This window comes from Collimonas rhizosphaerae (genome assembly GCF_038896935.1).
Taxonomy (GTDB): domain Bacteria; phylum Pseudomonadota; class Gammaproteobacteria; order Burkholderiales; family Burkholderiaceae_D; genus Collimonas; species Collimonas rhizosphaerae.
On the sequence record NZ_JBANDC010000007.1, the window covers coordinates 212100 to 234298 of the forward strand.

Below are 22199 nucleotides of genomic sequence, written 5' to 3' on the forward strand. Positions count from 1 at the left end.
GACAGCATCGCCGGCATGGCTTTAACGCGATCCAGCCGGCGCGCCGCCAGGCGCGTATTGCTGGGTGTCAAGCGGAACGTCCTTGAGATAACCTTCCTTGCTTGGATCGCGCATCTTGTAAGCGACAATGAAAGCCAGCGCGCACATGCCCGACACATACCAGTAGAAAGTCGATTCCATGCCGGCCTTTTTCAGCTCCAGCGCAACCAGCTCCGCCGAACCGCCGAAAATCGCATTGCCCACGGCATAAGACAAACCGACACCCAGCGCGCGCACTTCCGGCGGGAACATTTCCGCCTTGATCAGTCCGCTGATCGAGGTATAGAAACTGACGATCGCCAGCGCCAGGATCACAAAACCGAATGCCGCGTAAGGATTGCTGACATCTTTGAGCGCATGCAGGATCGGCACCGTCGCCACGGTCGCCAGTGCGCCGAACCAGAGCATCGAAGTGCGGCGGCCGATCCTGTCGGAGAGCGCGCCAAACAGCGGCTGCATCAGCATGTAGACCAGCAGCGCCGCGGTCATCACGGTGCTGGCCGTTTTCGCGCTCATGCCGGCGGTATTCACCAGGTACTTCTGCATGTAGGTAGTAAAGGTGTAGAAAATCAGCGAGCCGCCGGCAGTGAAACCCACCACCGTCAGGAACGCCGTCTTGTGTTTCATCAGGCCCGCCAGAGTACCGGCATCCTTGTTTTTACGTGTTTCAGCGGTCGAAGTCTCGCTCAGCGATTTACGCAGGTAAAGAGCAACCAGCGCTGCTATCGCGCCCAGCACGAACGGAATGCGCCAGCCCCAGGCGTGCAGCTGTTCGGTGGTCAGTACCTGCTGCAAGATCACCAGCGCCAGCACTGCGAGCAGTTGGCCGCCGATCAGTGTCACGTACTGGAACGAGGCAAAAAAACCGCGCCGCCCTTCCAGCGCGACTTCGCTCATGTAGGTGGCGCTGGTGCCGTATTCTCCGCCCACCGACAAGCCCTGGAACAGGCGCGCCAGCAACAGCAGCAGCGGCGCGGCGATGCCGATGGTCTCGAAGGTCGGCAGGCAGGCAATCATCAGCGAACCGCCGCACATCATCAGCACCGAGATCATCATGGCGGTACGCCGGCCGTGTTTGTCGGCAATGCGGCCGAACAGCCAGCCGCCGATGGGGCGCATCAGGAAGCCGACCGCAAAGATGGCGGCGGTGTTGGCCAGTTGCGAAGTCGCGTTGCCGCTAGGGAAAAACTTTGGCGCAAAATAGATTGCGCAAAACGAATAGATGTAAAAATCAAACCACTCGACCAGGTTGCCGGACGAGGCGCCGACAATGGCGAAAATGCGCTTCCGGGAGTCCGCGGCGGCGGCATGGTCGGACGGATGAAGTGTGGACATGGTTGTCTCCTGGTTTTAATGTTTTTGTGCAATCCTGACAGTCCGCTGCATATGCAACTTGCGCGCAAGCTACATCATGCCATCTGGAAGGCACAACAGGCAAAGGGGAATAACGGCCAGCAGCCTGTCGGACTTAGGGGATCGAAGCGAAAAAATAGCTGGGCGAGGACAGATTTTGCCGGATTCGCAGTGTCAATAGCCTAGCTATTGACCAAGAAGCCGGTGAAATATGGTCCGTCCAGGTATTTTTGCAGCCGATCATCCTAAGTCCGACAGGCTGCTAGGGTTACGGCAAACTTGAATCGACGATGGCCACGCTATTGCAGCAAGGCAAGATTCTCTTGGCAAGCATTTTTGTCTCCTATGGATTGGTTTTTTATCCAAACCATTGCAGACATCGTGCCAGCCCGGGCAAAAAAAGCTAAGTATCTGATTTACTGGAGATAATTCCAGAGAAAAGGCAGAGCGCCGGCGCCCGCCGTGCGGATATCCGCAATTGCAGCGCCATTTGTTGCGGATATCCGCCCATGCGGACCGCGCTCTTGGGCTACCATCTGCGCTGCAAAAATAAAGGAGCCTGCAATATGAACCACGAAGACCGCATGGTCGATATTGAAATCAAGCTAGCCCGCCAGGATGACATGCTGGACGAGCTGAACAAGCTGGTCTACCGGCAGCAGCTGAAAATAGACCAGCTGGAAGCGTTGTGTACAGCACTGGCGCGGCGGATCAAGGATGCCGCCGACAACAGCAATGCGGGCCAGGCCGCCAACGAACGCCCGCCGCATTACTGATTGCTTGATGGCTTTAGAGCGCTTGGGTCCGGGTCTCCAGCCACTGCCTGGCGTCGCCCCGCACATGCGGCGACAGGCGTGCCCTCACCTCGGCGTGATAGGCATTGAGCCAGTCGATCTCGTCGCTGCGCAACAGGCTGGCGTCGAGGCAGCGCGTATCGATCGGACACAGGGTGAGCGTCTCGAAGCGCAGGTATTCGCCGAATTCGCTGGCTGCCGCCGGCTGGTTCAGCACCAGGTTCTCGATCCGCACGCCCCATTGGCCGGGCCGGTAGATGCCCGGCTCGATCGAGGTGATCATGCCCGGCTCCATCGCCGTGTGCGCATCGGGTGCAGCATTGCCGGAGATGACTTGCGGACCTTCATGCACATTCAGGAAGTAGCCGACGCCGTGGCCGGTGCCGTGGCCATAGTCGATGCCGGCGGCCCAGATCGGCGCACGCGCAATCGCATCCAGCAAAGGCGATTTGATGGAGCGCGGAAACTGCGCTGACGACAGGGCAATCACACCTTTCAGCACCAGCGTGCAATCGCGCTTTTGCGCTGCCGACGGCTGGCCGACCGGCACCATGCGCGTGATATCGGTGGTGCCGCCCACATACTGGCCGCCCGAGTCGATCAGCAGCAAACCGTCGCCGCCGATGGTGGCGTGCGATTCGGCGCTGGCCTTGTAGTGCGGCATGGCGCCGTTGGCGTTGAAGCCGGCGATGGTAGCGAAGCTGGGGCTGACAAAACCCGGCCGGCGCGCCCGTGCAGCGGTGATATGGGTATCGACCATCAGTTCGGTGACGGTTTCCTTGCCCAATGCCTGCTCCAGCCAGGCAAAGAACTCGCACAGCGCTGCGCCGTCCTGCTCCATGGCGGCGCGCACATGCGCTACCTCGCCGGCGCTTTTGCGCGACTTGGCAAAGGTGGTCGGGTTGACTGCCTCTGCCACCTTGACCGCGGCCGGCACCGCTTGCCGCAATCCGAGCGTGACGCGGCGCGGATCAAGCAGCAGCGTGGCGGCGGCCGGCAAGGCCGCCAACGATGCAGCCGCTTCGGCGTATGGCGCCAGCGCGACGCCATCCTGGCTGAGCAGGTCGCGCAGGGCCGGCGGGACTTTGCCGTCGGCGACGAACAGCGTGGCTTGTCCGGGTCCGACCAATGTGTGGGCCAGGAATACCGGATTGTAATTGACGTCGGCGCCGCGCAAATTGAACAGGTAGGCGATGTCGTCCAGGGTCGAGATGAAGTGCCATTGCGCACCGTGCTGCTGCATGGCCTGGCGCAGCTGCTCCAGCTTGGCCGCGCGCGACAACGGCGCATGCGACGCCTGGTGCTGGTACACCTCGGCCATCGGCAAGCCGGGCCGCTCGCTCCAGATCTCGCCCAAGACATCGAGGTCGGTACGCAGGTTGCTGCCGCCTTTGGCCAGCGCCTGTTCCAGCGCACGCGCGGTAGCCAGTCCCAGCACCGCGCCGTCGACTGCCAGCGTTTTGCCGGCTGGCAGATTGGCCGCCAGCCAGTCGAGATGCAGCAAGCTGTTGCCCGTCGGCGTTTTCATCAGCACGATCTCGGTGCCCGCCAGCTCCGCTTCCGCCTGCGACCAGTAGCGGCTGTCGGCCCACAAGCCGGCGAAATCGGCGGTAATGATCAAATTGGCGACCGAACCGGTGAAGCCTGACAGCCATTCCCTGCCCTTCCAGCGTCCCGGCAGGTACTCGGACAAATGCGGATCGGCCGACGGAATCAGGCAGGCGTCGACATTGTTGCGCTGCATGGCGGCGCGCAGCTGCTGGATGCGCGGCGCGGAAGTATTCTGGGAAAAGGTTCGGGAGTTCATGGGAGGCTGGCTGGAATGATCTATTTGGGTGGATGGAATCACTTACCGTTAAGCCGCCAAGCATACCATTGCGAGGGGAAAAACGGGGTCTTCCGACCAGGTCTTGCAGCGAACTCTTGCACCCGTCCGCAACTGACAATCGAAAAAACGAGTAAGCTCACACGTCACGGTATCTGCAAAAGAATTCTGATCATCATAATTTCTCCCAGAGGAAATCGTCATGACTCGTAAAACCCCCATTGAGCTCTATCGCAACATAGGCATCAGCGCGCATATCGACGCCGGCAAGACCACCACTACCGAGCGCATCCTGTTCTATTCCGGCGTCAGCCACAAGATCGGCGAAGTGCACGACGGCACCGCCACCATGGACTGGATGGAACAGGAGCAGGAACGCGGCATCACGATCACCTCCGCCGCCACCACCTGCTTCTGGCAAGGCATGGCCGGCAATTACCCCATGCACCGGATCAACATCATCGATACCCCGGGCCATGTCGACTTCACGATTGAAGTGGAGCGCTCGATGCGGGTGCTGGACGGCGCCTGCATGGTCTACGACGCCGTCGGCGGCGTCCAGCCGCAGTCCGAAACCGTCTGGCGCCAGGCCAACAAGTACACCGTGCCGCGCCTGGCGTTCGTCAACAAGATGGACCGGGTCGGCGCCGACTTCTTCCGCGTCCACCAGCAGATCCGCGACCGCCTCAAGGGCAATCCGGTGCTGGTGCAGATTCCGGTCGGCGCGGAAGACAATTTCCACGGGGTGGTCGACCTGGTCAAGATGAAGGCCATCATGTGGGACGACGCCACCCAGGGCGTCAAGTTCGAGTACATCGAGATTCCAGCCGAGCTGCAAGCCAGCGCCCAGGAGTGGCGCGGCCGCATGATTGAAGCGGCGGCCGACGCCAGCGACGCCATGATGAAAAAATACCTGGACGGCGCCGACATCAGCGAAGAGGAAATCAAGGCCGCCCTGCGCCAGCGCACCATCGCCGGCGAGATCGTGCCGATGCTGTGCGGCAGCGCCTTCAAGAACCGCGGCGTGCAAGCGTTGCTGGACGCCGTTATCGATTACCTGCCGGCGCCGACCGACATCCCGCCGGTGCAAGGCCACGACCAGGACGACCTGGTGGTAGAACGGCGCGCCGCCGACGACGAGAAATTCTCGGCCCTCACCTTCAAGATCATGACCGATCCGTTTGTCGGCCACCTGAGCTATTTCCGGGTCTATTCGGGCGTGCTGGTGTCGGGCGACGTGGTGTTCAACCCGAACAAAGGCAAGAAGGAAAGGATCGGCCGCGTGCTGCAAATGCACGCCAACCACCGCACCGAGATCAGCGAAGTGTACGCAGGCGACATCGCCGCCGCGGTCGGCCTCAAGGAAGCCAGCACCGGCGATACCCTGTGCGATCCGGGCAGCATCATCACCCTGGAAAAAATGGTGTTCCCGGACACCGTGATCTCGCAGGCGGTGGAGCCCAAGACCAAGGCCGACCAGGAAAAGATGGGAGTAGCGCTCAGCCGCCTGGCCGAAGAAGATCCGTCATTCCGCGTCAAGACCGACGAGGAATCGGGCCAGACCATCATTTCCGGCATGGGCGAGCTGCACCTGGAAGTGCTGGTGGAGCGCATGCGGCGCGAATTCGGCGTCGAGGCGACGGTCGGCAAACCGCAAGTGGCTTTCCGCGAGACCATCCGCAAGGTGTGCGAATCGAGTGAAGGCAAGTTCATCAAGCAGTCCGGCGGACGCGGCCAGTACGGCCACGTGGTGCTGAAAATCGAACCGCAGGCGCCGGGCAAGGGTTTTGAATTCGTCGACGCCATCAAGGGCGGCACGGTGCCGCGCGAATACATTCCGGCGGTGGAAAAAGGCGTGCGCGAAACCCTGGCTACCGGGGTGCTGGCCGGTTATCCAGTGGTCGACGTCAAGGTCACGCTGTTCTTCGGCTCCTCGCACGATGTCGATTCCAATGAAAACGCCTATCGCATGGCGGCTTCGATGGCGTTCAAGGATGGCTGCCGCAAAGCCAGCCCGGCCTTGCTGGAGCCGATGATGGCAGTGGAAGTCGAGATGCCCGAGGAAAAAATGGGCGACGTGATCGGCGACCTGTCGTCGCGGCGCGGCATGATCCAGAGCATGGACGACATCCCTGGCGGGGTCGGCAAGATCGTGCGGGCGGAAGTGCCGCTGGCGGAAATGTTCGGCTACTCCACCACCCTGCGCTCACTGACCCAGGGACGCGCCACTTATACGATGGAATTCAAGCACTACGCGGAAGCGCCGGCCAACATCACCGATGCAGTGGTGAACGCCAAGCATGTGGGAACAGGCAAGCACTGAAACCCGGCGTGGCCGGAACTGCGGCAGTTCCGGCCATGCCATCGTTGGCAACGTTTGCTTGCAGCGCGACTACAGCTCGTTTTCGTCCAGGTCGTGCTCCAGGCCGTCAATCGGCAGCAGGTGGCCCAGTTTCGCCGCCTTGGTGTCAAGGTAACGGGTATTGAACGGATTGCGGTTGAGGATCAGCGGAATCCGCTCGACCACGGTAATGCCGATTTTCTGCAACGCCGCCACCTTGCGCGGATTGTTGGTCATCAGCCGCAAGGCCGTGATATCCAGGTGCTCCAGCATGGTTTCGCATAAGCTGTAATCGCGCAGGTCGGCGGCAAACCCCAGCTGCTGGTTGGCTTCCACCGTGTCCGCGCCGCCGTCCTGGATATGGTAGGCGCGCAGCTTGTTGATCAGGCCGATGCCGCGCCCTTCCTGGCGCAAATACAAGATGGCGCCGCGCCCTTCGGCGGCAATCTTTTGCAGCGCCCCTTCCAGCTGCGCGCCGCAATCGCAGCGCTGGCTGAACAAGGCGTCGCCGGTGAGGCATTCGGAATGGACGCGCGCCAGGACCGGCGCGCCGTCGTTGACTTCGCCCAGGGTCAGGGCCAGGTGTTCTTTGCCGGTGGAGTGTTCGATAAAGGCATGCAGCTGGAAGGTTGCCCAAGGCGTGGGCAGCGCGCAAGAGGTCACATACTCCAGTTTTTGGTCGGTTACGGCGGCGGCCAGGCTGCTTTTGTTATTAGTGGTGCTCATCAGATGGATTCATGGTGAATAAAAGGCATGGCATTGCATAAATGGCATGCCGATAACATGCGTTTCGGTTTTAACGTTACATAACATATCAATTACTAGCCATCCATTTTACGAGCATTCGAAAAAACACGTATGACGCTCCTGCAACTGTATCTTGCCAGCGGCGAAGTTAATAAGATAACAATGGAATGTTGGCGTGGGACCGTAAAGCAGCCGAAGCGACAGTTGACGGCTTAACCGTCAGGCCATGCGATTTTGTCAAATAGCCGTTGCAACCGCTTGCCGCGCTGCGGGTTGACCATCTCCACATAGGCGATCCTGCCGGCCAGGAATTGGCGATGGTTGTCCCGGCCGTCCCGGTTTTGCGATGCCGGCCCGTGGCGGATGCAGTTTGTCAGCGCGGCCTTCAGGTTGTCGAATTCCTGGCGCGGGATATTGGGGTGGCGGTTGACCACGATGCCTGTTAGCTGCTGCCTGACGCCGCTGCGCATCATCCGGGTTTTCCTGGTGTTTATCGAAAATCCCTCTTCCAATGCGATCGCCGCCACTTGCACATGGAAACGGTCCATCGCCCGTTCCAGTTCGCCGTCGCCGGAAAACGCCAGGTCGTCGGCGTAGCGGCTGTAACCGGCGTTGAGCGAGGCAGCCAGGGCCTGCAGCCGCAGATCCAGCCGGTAAGCGCACAAATTGGCAAGCGCCGGCGAGCACGGCGAACCTTGCGGCAGATGGCGCTGGCGGAAAACCTGCCGTTCCTGCCAGGACAATGCGCCGGCGCTCGCCGGATCTTGATGATTCAGCACGCTGCCCGGCGTCCGGTGCGTGCAAAGGCGGGACAGGACGCCGGCTACCCTGGACGGATAACCCAGCCCGGTAAATAGCGCATGGATCCGCGCTGCCGGGATGCTGGTGAAAAAATTCTTCAAGTCCATGCGTATCACTATCCGCTTGCCGGCATGGCGCGCCGCATGCGTCACGCAGGAGTGGCCGCGCCGGAAACCATGCGCCGCCGGGTGCAGCGGCACCAGGTCGAGCAGGCCGCGCAGTATCTGGCCTTGCATGGTCCGCAGGCGCGGCTTGGGAATTTCGAGCAGGCGCAGCCCGCCGCTCCGCTTTTCTATCCAGCGATGGTGGTAATGCTGCAGGGCAGCGGCCTGTGGCGGACTGTTGCGCCATTTGTCGGCGAACCAGTCCAGCTCGGACGGCCCTGCTTTGAGCCACTGCGCCAGGTCGGCAGTGGTGGCTAGCGCTGGCAGCGGCAGCATCGATGCCCATGCCGGCTTGCCGGCCGGCAGAGGCAGGTCCAGGCAAAAATGCCTGATCTGCGGCGGCTCGCCATCCAGCCATGCAGCGGCAAAGCCTTCGTGCGCCAGGATCAGCGCGGCCAGTTCGGTGCGGCCATGGCGATGCAGCTGGTCGCCGAGCTGTTTGTATACTGCCCGGCACAATGAAGGTATCCAGCGCCATTTCTTCCCAAGCGCCCGTCTTGCGCCTAGCTGCATGGCCTCAACGCTCGCTTCGCGTGCGAGGAAGGTGTCGGCAAGAGCCAAGGCGACGTAGGTTTGTGGAGTCATCCGGTCAAGGTAAGCGAGGCGGCGGAGAGCCTTCAACCAAGTCCCGTCATGCGTGAGCCGAGCCTGCACCGTGGTGCAGGGCCGCTCATGCGTTGCATTGCCCAGCCAAAAATATCCCGCGGGGTAACCCCGCGGAGGCGTTCCATTACACAAGGTAACAGTGCGCCGGCTTGAAGGGTCCGCCGCCCGGCCACACTATGTGAATATGGCAGGAGTGTCAACCGGCATGCGGGCGGCGCCGCGGCCGGCATGCTTGCCTAGGCAAGCATGCGATTTCAACTATCTGTCGGTGGCGGCGCATATTATTGTTAGAATCTTACCTGTTGAATTTTTTTAATACTTCATGCGCGAAGTCCCCGACCTGATTGCCTGCGAAGGATGCGATGCCCTGTATCGCAAGGTGCAGCTGCGCCGCGGAGAGATTGCCCACTGCCCGCGCTGCGGCACCGAACTGGAGCGTGACGCCGGCCGCCAGCGCGAGCGCATCCTGCCGCTGACGGTGGCCAGCCTGATCATGTTCGTGATCGCCAACAGCTTTCCCATCGTCGAGATCGAGCTGCAAGGCTTGAGCAGCCGCACCACCCTGTTCGGCGCCGTGCTGTCGCTGACCACCGAAGGCATGTCGCTGGTGGCTCTGCTGGTGCTGGCCACCACCATCCTGTTTCCGCTGCTGCAGCTGCTGTTCCTGTTTTACCTGCTGGTGTCGCTGCGTAGTCAGCGTAACCCGCAGCGCCGCCCGCCCGGTTTCAGCTGGCTGGTAAGGGCCATGCAAAGTTTGCGGCCGTGGGGCATGGTGGAAGTGTTCTTGCTCGGCGTGCTGGTGGCGGTAGTGAAATTATCGAACATGGCGACCGTGATCCCGGGCGTGGCCCTGTGGGCGTTCGGCGTGCTGACAGTGCTGCTGACCGCGGTGGTGTCTTTCAACCCCCGGCATTTCTGGCAGATGGCCTATGCCGAACGCAGCCAGGAAGAGATTGCATGAGTACCGGCGCCGCCACCGCGAATGCTGCCATTCCCGCCGAAGGCGAAGACCTGGCGGTGCGCACCGCCGCCGGCCTTGGCATGATGTCCTGCCATCATTGCGGCACCGTCTGGCAAGAGGTGCGCGAACACGAGCATTGCGGGCTGTGCGGCACCGCGCTGCACCTGCGCAAGCCGGACAGCATCCGCCGCAGCTGGGCGTTCCTGATCGCTGCCTGCATCATGTACATCCCGGCCAACCTGATGCCGGTGATGATCACCAAGACCTTGCTCGGCGTGCAAGAGGATACGATCATGAGCGGCGTGATCTATTTCTGGGTATCCGGCGCCTGGGAGCTGGCGGCGATCATTTTCATCGCCAGTTTCCTGGTGCCGCTGTTCAAGCTGGCGTCCCTGATCCTGCTGACCTGGACCGCGCAGAAGCGCAGCCGCTGGCGCCGCCTGCAACGCGCCAAATTGTACCGGCTGGTGGAAATCATCGGCCGCTGGTCGATGCTGGATGTATTCGTGGTGTCGCTGCTGGCGGGCCTGGTGCAGATCGAAGGGTTCGCCAAGATCACCGCCGGCTTCGGCGTGCTGGCGTTTGCCTCGGTGGTGGTGCTGACCATGCTGGCGGCGCTCAGCTTCGATCCGCGCCTAAATTGGGACAACAGCGGGGACAGCAGCGATCAAGAGATGGATGAGAATCAGAGGATGAAAACACAAGATGAGCGATGAAAACACCCGGGACGGCGCCCTGCCCCCTTTGCCCGAGCCCAAGCTGAGCCGCAAGCGCGACTGGCTGCCGTCGCTGATCTGGCTGATCCCGATCGTCGCCGCGGTAGTCGGCTTGACGCTGGTGGTCAAGATCCTGGTCGAACGCGGGCCGTCGATCACCATCACCTTCCGCACCGCGGAGGGCCTGGAAGCCGGAAAAACCAAGGTCAAGTACAAGGATGTCGATATCGGCCTGGTGCAAACCATCACCTTGAGCAAGGACCGTTCGCACGTGCTGGCCAACGTCCAGCTGTCGAAGGAAGCCGCAAGCTTTACCGCCGCCGACACCCGTTTCTGGGTAGTGCGGCCGCGGGTAGCGGCTTCCGGCGTCTCCGGCCTGAGCACCTTGCTGTCGGGCGCCTACATCGGCGCCGACGCCGGCACCTCCAAGGAAACGAAAGACGAATTCACCGGGCTCGAAGTGCAGCCCATCGTCAGGCTCGACGCCTCCGGCAAGCAATACATGCTGCACGCCGCCGACATCGGTTCGCTGGACATCGGCTCGCCGGTCTACTACCGCCGCATCAAGGTCGGCCAGCTGGCGGCATTCGACCTGGACGCCGACGGCAAAGGCGTGACCTTGCGCATTTTCATCGATGCGCCTTACGACAAGTTCATCGGCGTCAACACCCGTTTCTGGCATGCCAGCGGCTTCGACATGCAGATCAACGCCAGCGGCTTCAAGCTGCGCACGCAATCGCTGGCGACCGTGGTGCTGGGCGGCATAGCCTTCCAGGCGCCGGACGACCAGCTCGGCACCACAGCCAAGGAAAACACCACCTTCAACCTGGCCGCGGACGAAGAAGCCGCCCTGAAGGAACCGGACGGCCCGTCGGAAACCGTGGTGATGTATTTCAACCAGTCGCTGCGCGGCCTGACGCCAGGCACCACCGTCGATTTCCGCGGCGTGGTGCTGGGCGAGGTCAAATCGATAGGCATAGAATACGATACCAAGCGCCGCGAATTCAGCATGCCGGTGGTGGTGCAGGTCTATCCCGAGCGGCTGGGACGCCGTTATGCCGAGGATGAAAAACACTCGAGCTACACCGCCAAGCAGCGCCTGCAATACATGGTCAGCCGCGGCCTGCGGGCGCAGCTGCGCACCGGCAACCTGCTGACCGGCCAGTTATATGTCGCACTCGACTTTTTCCCGAAGGCGGCGCCGGCCACCATCGATACGTCAAGCGCCATCATCGAGCTGCCGACCATTCCCAACAGCCTGGATGAAATCCAGTCGCAGATCGCCGAGATCGCCAAGAAACTCAGCAAGGTGCCGTTCGACCAGATCGCCGCCGACCTGCAGAAAACCCTGGGCACCCTGAACCGTACCCTGCTCAATGCCGAGCAGCTGACCAAGAGCCTGAACAACGACGTCGCGCCGGAAATCACTGCTGCCATGAAGGACGTGCGGGTCACGCTGGACAACGCCAACCGCACCCTGTCCGACAATGCGCCGCTGCAGCAGGATATCCGCGCGACCCTGCAGGAACTGACACGCTCGGCAGCGTCGGTGCGGATCCTGACCGACTACCTGGAACGCCATCCGGAAGCCCTGATCCGCGGCAAGCAAGAGGAAAAGAAATAATGACATCCACCACATCGACACGCATCTGCGGCATCGCTGCCGCGCTACTGCTGGCCGGCTGCACTTCCGCTCCCACCCACTTTTACACGCTGGCGGCGCCGGCAGCGGCGGCGCCGGCCATCCAGAATTCCAGGCTGTACATCGACGTCGCGCCGGTCTCCCTGCCAGAACGCCTGGCGCGGCCGCAACTGGTGGTGCGCAGCGCCGGCAGCGCTTCCAGCACGCGGGTCGACATCCTGGAGCAGGAACGCTGGTCGTCGCCGTTCAACAATGAATTGCGGGACGCGCTGGCCAGTGGCATCGCCAATCGCCTGGGTGCGATCGACGTCAGCCGCAGCGGCCGGCCGACGGACCAGCCGGTGTACCGGATTGCGGTCGAGCTGCGCGAATTCGACGCCGTGCCCGGCGACAAGGTGCAAGCCACTTACGGCTGGACCATCAGCCGTTCCGACAACGGCCGCAGCAGCGCCTGCCAGCTGAAAGTGGCGGCCACAGTCACTCCGGGGATAGATGGCTTGGTGCTTGGGGTGCAGCGCACCGTTGCGGATGTGGCCAATGGCATTGCCGCCAACATCACGGCATTCAAGGTGAATCCCGCAGCCGTTTGCCAGGGCGCAAGTCCGCAGGCATGAACATCAAAAAAGCATCAAAAAAACGTCAGAAGCGTTCGTAACCCAGCAGATAGCGCCATTCGCCGACCGCCAGGCCGGCCATCGGCAGGCGGCCGATACGGATGCGCTTGCTGGCCACCACTTGCAGCCCGACCTGTTCGCACATGTGCACGACCAGCCCGCGCGGCGGCGCCTTGAGGGCGAAACGCAGGCGTCTTTCGTTTTGCCAGCTGACCTTGATCGGCGGCAGCGGCTTGCGGTTGAAACTCAAGCCGTGGTTCAGCAATTTCAGCCCGTCGGGAATGATGTCACCCGCGACTTCGACTATGTATTCATGCTCGATCTTGGCGGCGTCGTCCACCAGCTTGCGGGTTATCCGCCAGTCCTGGGTAAACACCAGCAAGCCGCTGGCCAGCGTCTCCAGCGGTTCGATCAGGTTCAGGTTGGCCAGGTGGCGCTTCAGGAAACGCAGTTCGGCGCGGTCGTCGGCGGCGCGCTTGTCCGGCACGATCAGCTGCGCCGCCAGCTCGCTCAGCGCCGGGCCGGCGAACAGGTCGAAGCCGGCCGGCTTGTGGAACAGGATGGTGACCGGGTCTTGCGGTTCAAGCGTAGCGTCCGCGGCCAGCTCCACCTGCTGCCGCGCACCGATGCGCAAGCCAGGTTCTTCCACCACTTTGCCATCGACCTTGACCCAGCCGCCCTCGATATATTGTTCCGCCTCGCGGCGGGAGCACGAAACCAGTTCGGCGAGATGTTTTGCAAGGCGGATTGATTCAGTCATGTATGAGATCCGGAGACATAAAAATTGCGGACGGCCATTGTAACCGTCTTACCCCTGGTTCATTTGCGATACAGTTCAGGCCGCGGCTTGTTGCGCTGTTCGTAGATCGTCTTGGCGTCTTCGCGCGCGCGCTCCAGCGTACGCATGACGGGATCGTCGTCGTGCAGGGTGAAAAAATCCTCGGCTTGCGCATTCATCACATACTTGATCGCGGCCTTCTCTTTCACGTCGTACAGCTCCACCAGCAAGGTGGTGACTTCATCCAGGTATTCTTCATAGGTCATGGTTGACTCCGGTGTTCCTTGCCGCGCTCACCTTCATCCACGGTGTTACAGGAAGAGCCCGGCGAGCGTATTTTGCACCAAATGCGCCTGGGGACCAAGCCATCAGGATGAATGTCCCCGCACCGGCGGCTTCAATCCGGCGAATCTTCGCCACAAGCGGCTGATTTCTGGCCTGTGTTTGCCGCCGGAAGCCAGCAGGCTGACCGCCACGCCGCAGGATCCGGCCAATTCGGGATGCAGCTCTGCCAGCTGCTGCAGCAGCTGGGCAGCGACGCTGCGGTCGTTGTCCGCACCCAAGCCATCTTGCAAGTCGCCGAGCGCCGCCAGGTAGGCATGGGTGTGCCTGGCCGGAAAATACGACACAAAGAATTCGGTGGCGTAGCGCGCCTTCTTGGCCGCGATCCTTACCCGGTGGCGCCTGGCGGCGTCCTGCCGCTTGATGCGGCTGCCCCGTTTCAGCAATTTTTTCTGCAGCCCCGCGAGCTTCCTGACCGCGAATTTTTCCAGGGGCGCAGACAGCGCGGCCACCTGCCCTGCGCCCAGTTCTTCGCGCCAGCGCCGCCCTTCTATCCAGCTGCCCAGCAATAACAGCAGGCGCGTATATGCACGCGAAGTCACCGCAGTCGCGACCGCCTGGCGACGCCTGCCGGCTTCACTGAAAGTGAGCTGCCGCAAACTGTCCAGCTGCCGCTCGTCCGGGCAACGCCTTACCGCTTCGTCCAGCGTCGCCACGGCCAGCACCTCCCAATCGCGCGCCGGCCCCAGCGTGGCCGCCAGCCAGTCAAGCCGTTCCGCTATTTCCGGCTGCGCCGGGATGACCTTTTTAAACAGGCCCAGCACAGCGCGCAAACGCCGCAATCCGACCCGCATCTGATGCAGGCTTTCCGGATCGGCGCCATGCACCACGCCATCTTCATTGCCTTGCATCTGCGCCAGGCAATTGCCGAGCAGGGCCTGGAATCCCTGCTCCAGCGTCAAGCCGGACGCCAGCTCGATCGGCTTGGCCTTGACCACGGCAGGCGCGTGCGGCGCATGCATGGCATAACCGCGCTCGGCCTTGCTGGCGTTGGCGGCGCGCAGCGGCAGCGTCTGCTGCAAGGCCAGCGCCAATTCAAACAGGCTCGCCGCGTTGCCGGCCTTGAGCTCCAGTTCGATTTCGCTGATCGGAATGCGCTTGCCGCCATGCAGGATTTCGCCCTGGTCCAGGGCTAGCTCGACTTCGTCCCCGGCCTGCGACCGCAGCAGCCAGATCGTGCGTTTGAATTGTGTGGTGAATATCGGCAGCAGACGATTGGCAAGGCTTGGCGCCGCCAGCAATGCAGCCACCGCCGAACCGGGCTCCAGCAGTCCGCGCAGCGCGTGCAAGTCAGGCGCCGCGCCGCTGACCTCGGACTCCCATTCAGGGCGTTGATGCAAGCCGGCCGCAGCCTGGCCGCCGCTCTTGCAAGTCTGGATCCAGCGCGAGCCCGCCTTGCGCACCCGCAGCGCGGTGTGGCTGCGCTGCAGGTGCAGGTCGGGCGTGTCGAAGTAGATGCTGGTCAGCTGCTGCGACCGGGGCTTGCCGGTGGCGTAATGTTTTAACAGGGGATGGCGGCGAAAGCTTGCGACGTCCCGCGGCTCCAGTAGCAGTTTTAATTCGATTTCCATGCTTCTAGCATACTTCCAAACCGCTGCTTTCAGTAAGCTATTGTGTTAATGCCATGCACCTGGAATGCGCCGGAACCAGCCAGAATCCTAGAATTCGCGGCTGCGCGAACGGCAGGCTCGCTTCATCGCCGGAATCATGCTGTAGCCGCTTTGCCGATAATAACGATAGAAATAGAAAAAGGTTTTCATGTCAGGCGCGCCAATGTCCGAGGGATTGAGGGTTTCCAGCAAGAACGGAACGCGTGGCGCGGCAGTTGACCAGATATCGATGAAATAACAATCTTTAACCTTTGCACTCATCCTGCCCGCTTCTAGCCCGCTTCTAGCCCAACTCTTGTCCGATAGCCGGCCCTGCCTGCACAGCCGGCTTCCGGCAGCGTAATATCATGCTGTCCAGATCAAGCGATTGTCATCGATGCCGATTCCATATTTGAGAAAACTGACTGGCAAGGAGCGCAGCCAGCAAGCAAACCGCCACCTGGCGTTTTTCCTGTCCTTCATCGCCGGCGCGATCAATGCCGGCGGCTTCCTCGCGGTCGGGCAATACACTTCCCACATGTCCGGCATCGTTTCGTCGATGGCGGACAATCTTGCACTGGGTTCGCTGGGGCTGATGCTGGCTGGCCTGGCATGCCTGCTGTCGTTCCTGTTCGGCGCCATGACATCTGCCCTGCTCATCAACTGGGGACGGCGGCAAGACCTCCATGCGGAATTTGCGCTGCCTTTGATGCTGGAAGCGGGCTTGCTGCTGGTGTTTGGCCTGCTGGGCGGCAACCTGGAGGGACATAAATGGCTGTTCGTGCCGATGACAGTGATACTCCTGTGCGCCATCATGGGTTTGCAAAACGCCATCATCACCAAGATTTCCAAAGCCGAGATCCGCACCACCCACGTCACCGGCATGGTCACCGACATCGGCATCGAACTCGGCAAGCTGGTTTACTGGAACCGGCTGGAGCCTGGCAGCAAGCAGCCAGACGTCATCGCCGACCGCGCCAAATTGCGGCTGCTAACCACCCTGGTCATGCTGTTTTTCAGCGGCGGCCTGGTCGGGGCACTGGGCTTCAAGCATATCGGCTTCATCGCCACCGCGGTGCTGGCCGCTACCTTGATGTGCCTGGCGATCGTGCCTATCGTCGACGATTTCCTGAAATTCCAGCGCAATGCCTGAATTCAAGACAAGACTTGTGATTGTTTAAGTACTACCAGCCGCCGCCCAAGGCGCGAAACGTCGCCACCACGGCACGGCCGCTGCCGGTTTGCGCGCGCGCCAGCTGGTCGCGCGCGGCCAGCAGCTGCCGGTCTTGCTCCAGCACTTCGGCCAGGCTGGTGGCGCCGCCCTTGTAAGCGTCCTCCGAAGAATCCCGCGCCCGCACGTTGGCATCGACTTCACGGATCAATTCCCGGCGTTCAGCGTCGAGCTCGGTTTGCATCACCAATGCGTTCTCGACGTCCTCGGTCGCCCGCAGCATGGATTGGCGGTAACCTGCCAGCGCTTCCGCGTTGACGCCTTTGGCGCGCGCGACTTCGGCATCGACCCGGCCGAAGTCGAACAAGCGCCAGCGCAGGCCGACCAATGCCAGCGGCTGGAAACTGGCGGACGATGGTGTCGCGCTGCTCAAGCTTTCAAAGCCGAGCAGCGCCGACAATGAAAATTTCGGATAGTACTCGGCAATCGCCACGCCGATGCGGGCATTCGACGCCGCCAGGCGCCGTTCGGCGGCAATCACATCGGGCCGGCGGCGCAGCAGGTCTTCCGGTTTCAGGGTTACCGCCAGCGCCGGGATGGACGCTTCAGCGGCGGGTTCCGCCAGTTCCGCGGCATAGGTGCCGGGCTGGGCGCCCATCAGTACATCGAGCCGATTCAACTGGACATCGCGTTCAGCCCGCAGCGGTGGGATGGTGGCCTTGACCTGGGCCAGGCGCGCTTCGGCCTGGGCTTGCTCGCGCTGGGTCGACATGCCCTCCTTCAGCCGCAAGTTGACCAGCTCCAGCAAATCGCTGTCGGCCTTGATCTCGTCCGCCGCAAGGGCGATGCGGGTTTGGGCGCCGCGCACGCGGAAATAGGCATCGGCGGCTTCGGCCGCGACCGATACGCGCACGCCCAGCCTGTCGGCCTCGGCCGCCTGCGCTTCGGCGCTAGCCGCCTCGGCGCCGCGGCCCAGTCCGCCGGCCAGGTCGATTTCCCAACTGGCGCCAACACCGTCGCTATACAAGGTGGCGTTACGGCGGTAACCGGGCTGGTGGCTGGCCAGTTCGCCCAGCTCGCTTTGCAGCGACTGGCGCTCTTTGGCGACCTGGGCGCTCACGCTGCCGACCGGCAGCAACGCCGCGCTCGACAGGCGCGCAACGGCGCGCGCCTGCTCAACCCGGGCCAGCGCGGCGGCCAGGTCCAGGTTCTGCGCCAGCACCCGCTCGATAATCCGCGTCAGCGCCGGATCGTTGAAATGTGTCCACCAGGCATCCAGGACGAGCGGCGCGCTGGCCGCCACTGGCGCCGCATGATGAAACGCCTTTGGCATGGTCGAGGCCGGCCCGGCATAGTCGGGACCGGCGGCGCAGGCGGCCAGCGCCAGCAACATTGCTGCGCCGAGCAGCGCCTTCGGCGCACGCGACAGGCGTGCCGCCGGCATTACGGCCTTGCTGGTTTTCATGGCGGTTTCCTTTTGCCCTGCTGTTTAAAGAAGAATTTAAAAAAGAATTTTTAGTAACTTGCATTACGATAGTCACTAGTGTAAAGTGACTTTCATTATGAAAGCAAGTTGTTTTTTTCAAGTCTCGCCGATAGGCATATACATATAAGGAGCTGCAACCATGACTGATTCGGCAACTGACACGGGCGCGCCCGCCTTGCCGCCAAAACGGAAAAAACTCGGCGGCAAGATACGGATAGCCACCGGGCTCGCCATCGTCGTCGGCATCGGCGCCGCCGCCTACGGCTGGCATTGGTGGAACAACGGGCGCTTCATGGAGAACACCGATGATGCGTATGTCGGCGGCGACATCACCGTGATCAGCCCGAAGGTGCCGGGTTATATCGTCTCGGCAGCAGTGACCGACAACCAGGCGGTCCACGCCGGAGACCTGCTGGTGAAGCTCGATGACCGCGACTACAAGGCCACCCTGGAAAAAGCCGAAGGCGCGGTTGCCGCGCAGCAGGCCTTGCTGGCCAACCTGGATGCGACGCGCAGCCTGCAGCAGGCAGTGATCGCGCAAACCAGGGCCGGCGTGACCGCCAGTTCCGCCGAGACGCTGCGCTCGCGCGACGATGAACAGCGTTACCAGAACCTGTCGGCCAAGGCTGCGGTCTCGGTGCAAAGCGCACAACGGGCCAACGCCGATTACCAGCAGGCGCTGGCCAACGGCCAGAAAGCGCAAGCCGTGCAAACCGCGGCGGAACGCGAACTGGGCGTGATCGCCACACGCCGCCAGCAAGCCGCCGCCGCACTGGCGCAAGCGGTTGCCGAACGCGATATCGCCAGGCTCAACCTCGGCTATACCGAGTTGCGGGCGCCGATCGACGGCACCATCGGCAACCGCTATGCACGCAACGGCGCCTATGCCGCGGCCGGCAGCCACATGATGTCCATCGTGCCGGCGCGCGGATTGTGGATCGACGCCAATTTCAAGGAAAGCCAGCTGGCCCGGATGCATCCCGGGCTGTCCGCCACCATCGAAGCTGACGTGTTGCCGGGCCGCCGGTTCCACGGCCATGTCGCCAGCATGGCGCCGGCCACCGGCGCCCAGTTCAGCGTCCTGCCGCCGGAGAACGCCACCGGCAATTTCACCAAGATCGTGCAGCGCGTGCCGGTGCGCATCGTGCTGGATGACGCCGACAGCGTGCTGGGTGTGCTGCGGCCGGGCTTGTCGGTACAGGCTGAAGTCGATGCCCGCAGCAGCCGGAGCCTGCAGTAATGAACACTTCGGCTGCCCGCGCGCCATTGCAGCTTATCCTGCCGGCCGACATGAGCACCGTGGCCAAGGTGCTGGCCTTCGCTTCCATGTGCGTCGGCATGTTCATCGCGCTGATCGATATCCAGATCGTTTCGGCCTCGCTGCGCGAGATCGGCGGCGGCTTGTCGGCCGGCGCCGATGAGACGGTCTGGGTCCAGACCAGCTACCTGATTGCCGAGATTATCGTGATCCCGCTGTCCGGCTGGATGTCGCGCGTGATGTCGACCCGCTGGCTGTTCGCCATCTCGGCCGCCGGTTTTACCCTCACCAGCCTGCTGTGCGGCATGGCATGGAATATCCAGAGCATGATCCTGTTCCGCGCGCTGCAAGGATTCCTCGGCGGCTCGATGATCCCGCTGGTGTTCACTACCGCATTCGCCTTCTTCGCCGGCCCGCAGCGCGTGATCGCGGCCGCCACCATCGGCGCCATCGCCTCGCTGGCGCCGACGCTCGGCCCTTCCGTCGGCGGCTGGATCACCGACAACTATTCCTGGCACTGGCTGTTCTTCATCAACCTGGCGCCGGGCATCTTCGTTACCGTCGCCGTGCCGATCCTGGTCAAGATCGACCGCGCCGACTGGTCGCTGCTGCGCAACGCCGACTACCTTGGCATGGCATTGATGGCGCTGTTCCTCGGCTGCCTGGAATACACGCTGGAAGAAGGCCCGCGGCTGGACTGGCTGGGCGACCCGGTGATCACCGCCACTGCCTGGATTGCCGGGGTCTCCAGCGTACTGTTCGTCTGGCGCAGCCTCAGCTACAAGTTTCCGGTGGTCGACCTGCGTGCGCTCAAGGACCGCAATTTCGCGCTTGGCTGCTTCTTCTCGTTCATTACCGGCGTCGGCATCTTCGCCACCATCTACCTGACGCCCGTATTCCTGGGCCGGGTGCGCGGCTACAGCGCCATGCAGATCGGCATGGCGGTGTTCTCTACCGGCGTCTTCCAGATCCTGTCGATCCCGGTGTATTCCTTCTTCGCCAACCGGGTCGATTTGCGCTGGCTGATGATGTTCGGGCTGGCCTGCTTTACGCTGTCGATGTGGCAGTTCTCGCCGATCACCCACGACTGGAGCGGCGCCGAACTGATGCTGCCGCAAGCGCTGCGCGGCATGGGACAGCAGTTCGCGGTGCCGCCTATCGTCACGCTGACGCTGGGCGGGCTGGCCATGGAACGGCTGCGGCTGGCGTCCGGCCTGTTCAACCTGATGCGCAACCTGGGCGGCGCCATCGGCATCGCGGTTTGCGCCACCATCCTCAACGATCGCACCAACCTGCATTTCTTCCGGCTGGCCGAACACCTGACCCGCAGCAACGACGCCACCAATGCGCTGCTGCAAGGCGCCGCCGGCACGCTGGGCGAGACCGGGGCGCTGCGGCAGCTGTGGAACCTGACTTACCGGGAAGCGCTGACGCTGACCTTTTCCGACACCTTCCTGGCCATCATGGCTTGCTTCATCATCGCCACCGCGATGGTGCCCCTGATGCGCAAGGTCGCGCCGCCCAAGGCGCCGTCGGCCGACGCCCATTAACCTGACTTTGCTGTCCCTCTCCAACCGAACCAAAGGAAACACATCATGAAAATCAAAGACTCAGTCGCTTTCGTCACCGGCGCCAACCGCGGCCTCGGACTGGCCCTCGTCCACGAACTGCTGGCCCGCGGCGCCAGCAAGGTTTACGCCGGCGTGCGCGATCCGGCCAGCATCAAGCTGCCGGGCGTGGTTGCCGTCAAGCTGGATGTCACCAATGCCGAAGAAGTGGCCGCCGCAGCCGCCCAATGCAAGGATGTGACGCTGCTGATCAACAACGCCGGCATCGCCAGGGTGTTCAGTTATCTCGATCCAGCCGCGATCGATACCGCGCGCGAGATTTTTGAAGCGAATTTCTTCGGCACGGTACGCATGAGCCAGGCATTTACCCCGGTCCTCGCCAATAACAAGGGCGGCGCCATCATCAACATCCTGTCGGTGGCGAGCTGGGTCAATTCGCCGGAACTGTCCCTGTACGGCGCCTCCAAGTCTGCCGCCTGGGGTTTCACCAACGGCTTGCGCACTTCGGTGCGCGCACAAGGCACCCAGGTTGTCGGCCTGCACGTCGGTTTCATGGATACCGACATGACCCACGGCTTCGATCTGCCCAAGGTGAGTGCGCAGGACGTAGCGGTGCAGACCCTGGCCGGACTGGAAGCCGGCCTGGAGGAAGTGCTGGCGGACGATATCACGCGCACCGTCAAGCAGGGCCTGACGACCGGCATCTACCTGGCGCCGCTGCAACGCTGATGCCGATGGCAGTCGTTTTGCCGCAGGCGCAACAGCAAGCCATTGCCTGCGCCTGAGGATTTGTCCCCGAATAGGGCCACAGTTGCTATCATATTGAAAGTCTTGAAAACGCTGAGAGGATATCCATCATGCAACGCAAAAGTTTCGGCAACATGCAATGCCCCATCGCGCGCAGCCTGGAACGTGTCGGCGAATGGTGGAGCATCCTGATCCTGCGCGACGCCTTCTACGGCCTGACCCGTTTCGACGAGTTCCAGAAACACCTGGACATCGCCCCCAACATGCTGACGCGCCGCCTCAACGCGCTGGTCGAAGAAGGCTTGCTGGAGCGCCATCTTTATTGCGAAAAGCCGCCGCGCCATGAGTACCGCCTGACCCAGCGCGGCCGCGATTTCCGTCCAGTGCTGCTGGCGCTGATGGCCTGGGGCAACCAGCATTTCGCTCCTGAAGGCGCAAGCGTCCTGCTGCTCGACACCGCCACCGGCAAAAGCGCCGATCCGGTGCTGATCGACAGCACGACAGGCAAAAGGATCAGCGAAAAAGACCATGTCATGGGCCCGGGCCCGGCCGCTGCAGAGCCTATCCTGCAGCGCTTCGCGCGCGCGGCTTCCGTGACTTCCAAATAACGCGGCGCCGGCAGCATCTACCGAATCAACCAAATTTTTTTAGGGATAA

At 62.3% G+C, this 22199-nt stretch carries 19 protein-coding genes and 1 pseudogene; 11 read left to right on the forward strand and 9 right to left on the reverse strand.

Annotation, left to right across the window (positions count from 1 at the left end; genetic code table 11):
- Positions 1-21: 21 nt before the first annotated feature.
- Complete coding sequence (locus V8G57_RS12320) at positions 22-1374, reverse strand: MFS family transporter (protein ID WP_092398720.1); 1353 nt, start codon at positions 1372-1374, stop codon at positions 22-24.
- Between the two features lie 584 nt (positions 1375-1958).
- Here V8G57_RS12320 and V8G57_RS12325 point away from each other — a divergent pair.
- The gene (locus tag V8G57_RS12325) at positions 1959-2168 is read left to right on the forward strand and encodes a SlyX family protein (protein ID WP_342829637.1); all 210 of its coding nucleotides are present in this window, start codon (positions 1959-1961) and stop codon (positions 2166-2168) included.
- 13 nt (positions 2169-2181) lie between these two features.
- Here V8G57_RS12325 and V8G57_RS12330 read toward each other — a convergent pair whose 3' ends face one another.
- Positions 2182-3993, reverse strand: a complete 1812-nt coding sequence (locus V8G57_RS12330) for an aminopeptidase P family protein (RefSeq protein WP_342829638.1) — start codon at positions 3991-3993, stop codon at positions 2182-2184.
- 220 nt (positions 3994-4213) lie between these two features.
- Here V8G57_RS12330 and fusA point away from each other — a divergent pair, with 220 nt between their 5' ends.
- Complete coding sequence (gene fusA / locus V8G57_RS12335) at positions 4214-6334, forward strand: elongation factor G (RefSeq protein ID WP_092398724.1); 2121 nt, start codon at positions 4214-4216, stop codon at positions 6332-6334.
- A 69-nt stretch (positions 6335-6403) separates the two neighbouring features.
- On the opposite strand, the gene ribA is transcribed toward fusA, so the two are convergent.
- Both ribA and V8G57_RS12345 read right to left on the reverse strand, forming a co-directional pair.
- Positions 6404-7078, reverse strand: coding sequence for a GTP cyclohydrolase II (ribA, locus tag V8G57_RS12340; RefSeq protein WP_342829639.1), 675 nt, complete (start codon positions 7076-7078; stop codon positions 6404-6406).
- 233 nt (positions 7079-7311) lie between these two features.
- Positions 7312-8649, reverse strand: coding sequence for a reverse transcriptase family protein (locus V8G57_RS12345; RefSeq protein ID WP_342829640.1), 1338 nt, complete (start codon positions 8647-8649; stop codon positions 7312-7314).
- 343 nt (positions 8650-8992) lie between these two features.
- Here V8G57_RS12345 and V8G57_RS12350 point away from each other — a divergent pair, with 343 nt between their 5' ends.
- From V8G57_RS12350 to V8G57_RS12365, 4 genes are read left to right on the forward strand one after another with little or no spacing between them, the layout of a single operon-like run.
- Entirely contained in the window at positions 8993-9631 is a 639-nt protein-coding gene (locus tag V8G57_RS12350; protein WP_144737425.1) for a paraquat-inducible protein A, read from the forward strand.
- A complete protein-coding gene (locus V8G57_RS12355; protein WP_342829642.1) occupies positions 9628-10347 on the forward strand; it encodes a paraquat-inducible protein A in 720 nt (239 codons plus the stop codon). Before V8G57_RS12350 ends, V8G57_RS12355 begins: the two co-directional genes overlap by 4 nt.
- Positions 10337-11971, forward strand: a complete 1635-nt coding sequence (locus tag V8G57_RS12360; RefSeq protein WP_342829643.1) for a PqiB family protein — start codon at positions 10337-10339, stop codon at positions 11969-11971. Before V8G57_RS12355 ends, V8G57_RS12360 begins: the two co-directional genes overlap by 11 nt.
- A complete protein-coding gene (locus tag V8G57_RS12365) occupies positions 11971-12603 on the forward strand; it encodes a PqiC family protein (protein WP_342829644.1) in 633 nt (210 codons plus the stop codon). Before V8G57_RS12360 ends, V8G57_RS12365 begins: the two co-directional genes overlap by 1 nt.
- A 25-nt stretch (positions 12604-12628) precedes the next feature.
- On the opposite strand, the gene V8G57_RS12370 is transcribed toward V8G57_RS12365, so the two are convergent.
- The 4 genes from V8G57_RS12370 to V8G57_RS12385 form a co-directional block, all read right to left on the reverse strand.
- Entirely contained in the window at positions 12629-13363 is a 735-nt protein-coding gene (locus tag V8G57_RS12370; RefSeq protein WP_342829645.1) for an rRNA pseudouridine synthase, read from the reverse strand.
- Positions 13364-13422: 59 nt separating this feature from the next.
- Positions 13423-13647, reverse strand: a complete 225-nt coding sequence (locus tag V8G57_RS12375; protein ID WP_092398740.1) for a hypothetical protein — start codon at positions 13645-13647, stop codon at positions 13423-13425.
- Positions 13648-13749: 102 nt separating this feature from the next.
- Positions 13750-15294: a CYTH and CHAD domain-containing protein gene (locus tag V8G57_RS12380; protein WP_342829646.1), complete on the reverse strand. Its 1545-nt coding sequence runs from the start codon at positions 15292-15294 to the stop codon at positions 13750-13752.
- 87 nt (positions 15295-15381) lie between these two features.
- Positions 15382-15594, reverse strand: coding sequence for a hypothetical protein (locus tag V8G57_RS12385; protein WP_342829647.1), 213 nt, complete (start codon positions 15592-15594; stop codon positions 15382-15384).
- 115 nt (positions 15595-15709) lie between these two features.
- On the opposite strand from V8G57_RS12385, the pseudogene V8G57_RS12390 reads away from it, so the two are divergent.
- Positions 15710-16438: pseudogene (locus V8G57_RS12390) on the forward strand (YoaK family protein); the annotation flags it as partial.
- 58 nt (positions 16439-16496) lie between these two features.
- Here the strand turns inward: V8G57_RS12390 and V8G57_RS12395 are convergent.
- Positions 16497-17948 carry an efflux transporter outer membrane subunit gene (locus tag V8G57_RS12395; protein WP_425458272.1) on the reverse strand — a complete coding sequence of 484 codons (1452 nt, stop codon included), beginning with the start codon at positions 17946-17948 and terminating at the stop codon, positions 16497-16499.
- Positions 17949-18108: 160 nt separating this feature from the next.
- On the opposite strand from V8G57_RS12395, the gene V8G57_RS12400 reads away from it, so the two are divergent.
- The 4 genes from V8G57_RS12400 to V8G57_RS12415 all read left to right on the forward strand — a co-directional run bounded on the left by V8G57_RS12400 (position 18109) and on the right by V8G57_RS12415 (position 22150).
- Entirely contained in the window at positions 18109-19209 is a 1101-nt protein-coding gene (locus V8G57_RS12400) for an HlyD family secretion protein (protein ID WP_342829648.1), read from the forward strand.
- Positions 19209-20777, forward strand: coding sequence for a DHA2 family efflux MFS transporter permease subunit (locus V8G57_RS12405; RefSeq protein ID WP_342829649.1), 1569 nt, complete (start codon positions 19209-19211; stop codon positions 20775-20777). The genes V8G57_RS12400 and V8G57_RS12405 overlap by 1 nt, the downstream gene beginning before the upstream one ends.
- Before the next feature lie 45 nt (positions 20778-20822).
- Positions 20823-21524, forward strand: a complete 702-nt coding sequence (locus V8G57_RS12410; RefSeq protein WP_342829650.1) for an SDR family oxidoreductase — start codon at positions 20823-20825, stop codon at positions 21522-21524.
- 128 nt (positions 21525-21652) lie between these two features.
- Positions 21653-22150, forward strand: a complete 498-nt coding sequence (locus V8G57_RS12415; protein WP_092398751.1) for a winged helix-turn-helix transcriptional regulator — start codon at positions 21653-21655, stop codon at positions 22148-22150.
- The last annotated feature ends 49 nt before the right edge of the window (positions 22151-22199 follow it).

Excerpts from the sequence above, each read along its gene's own strand:
- V8G57_RS12320 (WP_092398720.1), bottom strand. The coding sequence starts at position 1,374 with ATGTCCACACTTCATCCGTCCGACCATGCCGCCGCCGCGGACTCCCGG.
- V8G57_RS12325 (WP_342829637.1), top strand. The coding sequence starts at position 1,959 with ATGAACCACGAAGACCGCATGGTCGATATTGAAATCAAGCTAGCCCGC.
- V8G57_RS12330 (WP_342829638.1), bottom strand. The coding sequence starts at position 3,993 with ATGAACTCCCGAACCTTTTCCCAGAATACTTCCGCGCCGCGCATCCAG.
- fusA (WP_092398724.1), top strand. The coding sequence starts at position 4,214 with ATGACTCGTAAAACCCCCATTGAGCTCTATCGCAACATAGGCATCAGC.
- ribA (WP_342829639.1), bottom strand. The coding sequence starts at position 7,078 with ATGAGCACCACTAATAACAAAAGCAGCCTGGCCGCCGCCGTAACCGAC.
- V8G57_RS12345 (WP_342829640.1), bottom strand. The coding sequence starts at position 8,649 with ATGACTCCACAAACCTACGTCGCCTTGGCTCTTGCCGACACCTTCCTC.
- V8G57_RS12350 (WP_144737425.1), top strand. The coding sequence starts at position 8,993 with ATGCGCGAAGTCCCCGACCTGATTGCCTGCGAAGGATGCGATGCCCTG.
- V8G57_RS12355 (WP_342829642.1), top strand. The coding sequence starts at position 9,628 with ATGAGTACCGGCGCCGCCACCGCGAATGCTGCCATTCCCGCCGAAGGC.
- V8G57_RS12360 (WP_342829643.1), top strand. The coding sequence starts at position 10,337 with ATGAGCGATGAAAACACCCGGGACGGCGCCCTGCCCCCTTTGCCCGAG.
- V8G57_RS12365 (WP_342829644.1), top strand. The coding sequence starts at position 11,971 with ATGACATCCACCACATCGACACGCATCTGCGGCATCGCTGCCGCGCTA.
- V8G57_RS12370 (WP_342829645.1), bottom strand. The coding sequence starts at position 13,363 with ATGACTGAATCAATCCGCCTTGCAAAACATCTCGCCGAACTGGTTTCG.
- V8G57_RS12375 (WP_092398740.1), bottom strand. The coding sequence starts at position 13,647 with ATGACCTATGAAGAATACCTGGATGAAGTCACCACCTTGCTGGTGGAG.
- V8G57_RS12380 (WP_342829646.1), bottom strand. The coding sequence starts at position 15,294 with ATGGAAATCGAATTAAAACTGCTACTGGAGCCGCGGGACGTCGCAAGC.
- V8G57_RS12385 (WP_342829647.1), bottom strand. The coding sequence starts at position 15,594 with ATGAGTGCAAAGGTTAAAGATTGTTATTTCATCGATATCTGGTCAACT.
- V8G57_RS12395 (WP_425458272.1), bottom strand. The coding sequence starts at position 17,948 with ATGAAAACCAGCAAGGCCGTAATGCCGGCGGCACGCCTGTCGCGTGCG.
- V8G57_RS12400 (WP_342829648.1), top strand. The coding sequence starts at position 18,109 with ATGACTGATTCGGCAACTGACACGGGCGCGCCCGCCTTGCCGCCAAAA.
- V8G57_RS12405 (WP_342829649.1), top strand. The coding sequence starts at position 19,209 with ATGAACACTTCGGCTGCCCGCGCGCCATTGCAGCTTATCCTGCCGGCC.
- V8G57_RS12410 (WP_342829650.1), top strand. The coding sequence starts at position 20,823 with ATGAAAATCAAAGACTCAGTCGCTTTCGTCACCGGCGCCAACCGCGGC.
- V8G57_RS12415 (WP_092398751.1), top strand. The coding sequence starts at position 21,653 with ATGCAACGCAAAAGTTTCGGCAACATGCAATGCCCCATCGCGCGCAGC.